This is a genomic window from Geobacillus sp. BK01 (assembly GCF_052220245.1).
In the GTDB taxonomy this organism is placed as follows: Bacteria; Bacillota; Bacilli; order Bacillales; family Anoxybacillaceae; genus Geobacillus.
In genome coordinates, this window is the sequence record NZ_JBQPTH010000044.1 from 1 (window position 1) to 4,284 (window position 4,284).

General features: G+C 41.9%; 4 protein-coding genes. 2 read left to right on the forward strand and 2 right to left on the reverse strand.

Features of this window, described 5'->3' with window-relative positions; genetic code table 11:
• The first annotated feature begins 615 nt into the window (after positions 1–615).
• Complete coding sequence (locus ACTVDO_RS17220; protein WP_020959848.1) at positions 616–1,797, forward strand: IS701 family transposase; 1,182 nt, start codon at positions 616–618, stop codon at positions 1,795–1,797.
• 100 nt (positions 1,798–1,897) lie between these two features.
• On the opposite strand, the gene ACTVDO_RS17225 is transcribed toward ACTVDO_RS17220, so the two are convergent.
• Positions 1,898–2,053: a hypothetical protein gene (locus ACTVDO_RS17225; RefSeq protein ID WP_081713468.1), complete on the reverse strand. Its 156-nt coding sequence runs from the start codon at positions 2,051–2,053 to the stop codon at positions 1,898–1,900.
• A 104-nt stretch (positions 2,054–2,157) separates the two neighbouring features.
• On the opposite strand from ACTVDO_RS17225, the gene ACTVDO_RS17230 reads away from it, so the two are divergent.
• Positions 2,158–2,826: a hypothetical protein gene (locus ACTVDO_RS17230; RefSeq protein WP_442901946.1), complete on the forward strand. Its 669-nt coding sequence runs from the start codon at positions 2,158–2,160 to the stop codon at positions 2,824–2,826.
• Positions 2,827–2,950: 124 nt separating this feature from the next.
• On the opposite strand, the gene ACTVDO_RS17235 is transcribed toward ACTVDO_RS17230, so the two are convergent.
• Positions 2,951–4,153 (reverse strand): transposase, encoded by a 1,203-nt coding sequence (locus ACTVDO_RS17235; RefSeq protein ID WP_442901947.1) that lies wholly within the window; start codon positions 4,151–4,153, stop codon positions 2,951–2,953.
• Between the last annotated feature and the right edge of the window lie 131 nt (positions 4,154–4,284).

A 4,284-nucleotide genomic window follows, 5' to 3' on the forward strand; every position in this document is an offset into this window, starting at 1 on the left:
ATCAGCTGAGGGAGGCCAAGATCTTTGAAAATGGTACTTATTATATTCAAATAGGAACTTTCATAAATCGCCCGAATTCGAACGTCCATGATGGAAAAACTCCTTTGCATTCCTTGTGTGTCAAGGACCTATTCGACATCGGGATGAAAAAATCCTCCCGATTTTGGTCGAGAGGGTGCGAAATGTGAGTTAGGAGAGGGACCTTTTCGTATTTACGAATTGCTTTGTTTATTGCTAGCAGTCATCTTTACAACGTGTTAAAATGGCAGCAAAAAATTGACTACATTAACATGGTTCATGACCATTTTCTTCTAAGATGTGCTGCTATCATGATCTTCCTTTATCAATCACCAAATCTGTCTTCAGAGGAAAAAGAATATTTCTCAAATGCACAAAGTTTTTATTTCTGGAAGAAGGCGGTTTCGTTGATTATTGCAAGTAACATTGAAGAAATCGAGAACGCTTTTGATTTTACTGACAGTATAATAACGGGTCTGTAGATGAGCAAATTCGCTAACATAAATTTACATCCAAACAAAAAAGGAGACATGAACCCGATTCCTTGGTTAGAATAGATGTGCCAACCAACCATTCACACAAGGAGGTTCATGTCTCATGAATAGATTCGCACATCATCAAGGAATTCACAAGTTTTTCACGACGCTGGGGTTGGCGCTTTATTTTTCAAAACCTGTGATGAAGCATCTCGTTCATATCGTCGATGCGATGATCACAAAAGGCTTTTCGGGAACGTTGACCGATCTTCATCATGGGAGCTTTCATCCGAACCATCGCACGACACTGAGCCATTTTTTCACGAAAAGTCCTTGGGAGGAAGAAACGCTGCTTCGCAAACTCCAGCAGTGGATCCTTCGTCGTGTCGAACGCATCGCCAAACAGGAGAATCACCCCTTGTTTGTTTCGATCGATGATACGATTTGCCAAAAAACCAAGCCTTCGTCACGGGCAACACACGCTATTCAGGGATGTGATTGGCATTATTCTCACTCAGAGAAAAAATCGATTTGGGGACATTCTCTTGTTTGGCTCATGGTTCATACGATGACCCAGGCGTTTCCCTTTGCCTTTCGTCTCTACGACAAGACGGCGGGGAAAAGCAAAGGGGAACTCGCGATTGAGATGCTTTCTTCGTTGGATGTACGCCGTCCCGTTTATGTGCTGATGGATTCATGGCATCCATCGAAAGCACTCGTGGAAGCCTGTCTGAAAAAAGGATTTCACGTCATCGCGATGCTCAAGACGAACCGGATTCTTGATCCGAACGGCATCGCCGTCCAAGCGAAGCAGTTGGCCCGCTCTATCGAACCAGACGACACTCACCTCGTCACGGTGGGAGAAGAGCGCTATCGCGTCTATCGTTGCGAAGGAGCGCTCAACGGCCTCGACCATGCGGTGGTGCTGCTCGCTTGGAAAGCCGATCAACCGATGACACCCGAACATCTTCACTGCATCTTGAGCACCGACCGGGAGCTAAGCGATGAAGAGATCTTGCGCTGCTATGCCCAGCGTTGGTCGATCGAATGCTTTTTTCATCAAGCGAAAGACCAGCTGAAACTCGATGGGTGCCGTGTTCGTCAGGTTCGAGCGATGAAACGGTATTGGATTTTGGTGCAACTCTCTTATGTGTACAGCCTATTCGAGTCGAACCGCGATGTTTCGGATGGGCTCGATCTCCTGCGCAAGCGAAAAGGACATCACCTCGTGGAGTTCATTTATTGTGCAGCAAAACAAAATATTCCCATTGATGTTGTCAAAAAACAGCTCCATGTGGCATAAGGGGTACCCTATTTGTCTCTTTTTACATGGTAATTATTGTTATGAAAATTGCTCATCTACAGTAACGGGTGTTAAATGGACTAATCATTTAACGGATTTATCAATCAGCGAAGATTGTTATTGGGATATATAAGACAGTAAGAGTGAAACTAGGTAAAATACGGTTTATATAAAGTTGCTTAGCATAATAATCAGTCATTATAGCTATATAATCGCATACAACACGATTTGTCGGGTTCCTTTTGGATTCATACATGATGCTTAATTCAGATTTTTATTTCGAATTGTTCTATTCTTACTATAATTCCGAAGGATGATGATATAATAGACGATGGATCAATTTGGAAAGGCGGTGAAATTGTGAACCACTATTATTTTTCTGAATGTAAGGCGAATGAAAAAGCGTCTGATATTGCCATTCATCTTTATACGATTCCTTTATCTAATCCGCACGAAAAATATTCTTATGCCCACTCGATTGCTTATGAACTGAGAAAGCTAAATTCGTACATAACGGTGACGGCGCATGGACAGTATATAGCGTCGTTTGAAGAGATTTGTCATTGGAGAGATCATCGTTATATTCAGCACGAATATCGGCCCATTCAATGTTCTTTGCCTATGGAAAGAACAATTTTGGAAAGATTATTAAAGAAAGAATTAGAGAATCGTTGTAAGAGCAGCTATAAGATGGATAACGACTTATTCCGTTTAGCCAATGGACAGTCTATGCATGTCGGCGAAATTAGCGTTCATCCGGCGATCTATATTTCCTTTTCAGTCGAAGAAAATGGAGATATTTTCGTTGGTTTTGATTATCAGCACCGTTTTGAATATCGAAAAACATTGCAAGATGTGATCAATAATGATCCATCGATTCTTAAAGAAGGAATGGAGGTTGTCGATCCATTTAATAGACGAGCATACTATTACACTTTTGTAGGGATGGCTGACTATACAGCCGGGCAAAAAAGTCCGTTTTTACAACAAAGTGTCATTGATTATTACTTGAGCATTTTGCAAAATTAGATTTTTTGGATAAAAGTATAAAAAATAAAGCACTCGACAAATAGCTACCAGCATGTTATTTTACAAAATATTACAATAATCTTGTTTTCGGGCATACCTACAGAATTTTTCACATTGAATTTTTTTAAGCGGCTTTCTTCCCTTTATTTTCCTTTGCCATCGCTAGCGCTGAAACAAGTAATACAATAGCGTTCAGGTAAATATGGGTCTTTACTTTTTCAATTCCCCATACATGTAGGGAGTTCGCCGTAAGGTAGCTTTTCATTCTTGAATTACAGCGTTCTACACTTGTCCTCTCGTTGTAAAGCTCTTTCCAACGTTTTGTATCACGGTGCGGATTGGAATATCGGCGCACATCCTTTTTGATGTCGACTTTTACCACCATTCCATAGTTGGAAGATGAACAGGATGCCATTCCTAATGGGCAATCCACTTTGCCGGTTGCGTGAGGACATCTGAACTTGAGCTGGTCCTTATCAGCTCCCCAATAAGTCATTTCATAACCCATGGAACAACGCGGAGTTCCATTGGAAGAAATCCCTTCAGGAGGCTCTTTTTCGTTGCGCAAATTGAGCGGGATAATGGCTTGCGCTCCAATGTTTTTGGCTGATTCATAGTTTTTTAGTTGGTCATATCCGCCATCCATGATCAGAAATTCAATTTTGGATTTGGTACGCTCTGCCACTTGCTCTATTAATTCTGGTGCGACTTCTCCATCGTTCACATGGGCAGGGGTTACTTTTATGGCCATTGGCAGTTCGCTTGCGGTATCGACTGAAAGATGCATCTTATAGCCAAACCAGGTAATTTTATTGCCGAAGGAATCATATTTTGCGCCCCAATTGGCATTACCCGTTTGTTCACTACGCTTTTTGGGCTGTTTCTTTTCATAGGCATCAATGGCGGCACTGTCGATGGCCTGGTGGCTGCCGTCAATTATTCCTTCCTCCTGAGCTAACTGTACCAAGTCAAGGAAGATCTTTTCAGCCAGCTTTTTTTTGGTAAGTGCCGCAAAAACCCGGCTGAGAGTGGAGATAGACGGTGCGGGGCGATCAATCGATAAACCGCATTGATAACGGAAACGAAGGTCTTTATCCAATCGATGATGAAGGGCGGTAAAGGTGTCGATGCCTTCGAGTGGGGCAGCGATGAGAGCCCTTAGAATCCCTTCTCTGGAATGACCGTCAGCCCCTCGGGGTGAAGAACTTCTCAACTGTTTAGCATAAGGGCGTAAATCAAGCGAGCTAAAAAAGATAGGTAATTTCTCTTTTGACTCTAATTTTTGCAGTTCTTCAAAGGAAAATAGGCTTTCTTGTAGAATATACAAAGTGACTTCCTCCCTCTATAAATGTTGATATATCAACGGTTGTAGTCGTTTCAGGGGTGTCAAAAAAATATTTTTCGACAAAGTTTCTAACATTATTTCTTAAATATGTGTATATCTTACATTGACTGGGT

Excerpts from the sequence above, each read along its gene's own strand:
- ACTVDO_RS17220 (WP_020959848.1), top strand. The coding sequence starts at position 616 with ATGAATAGATTCGCACATCATCAAGGAATTCACAAGTTTTTCACGACG.
- ACTVDO_RS17225 (WP_081713468.1), bottom strand. The coding sequence starts at position 2,053 with ATGTATGAATCCAAAAGGAACCCGACAAATCGTGTTGTATGCGATTAT.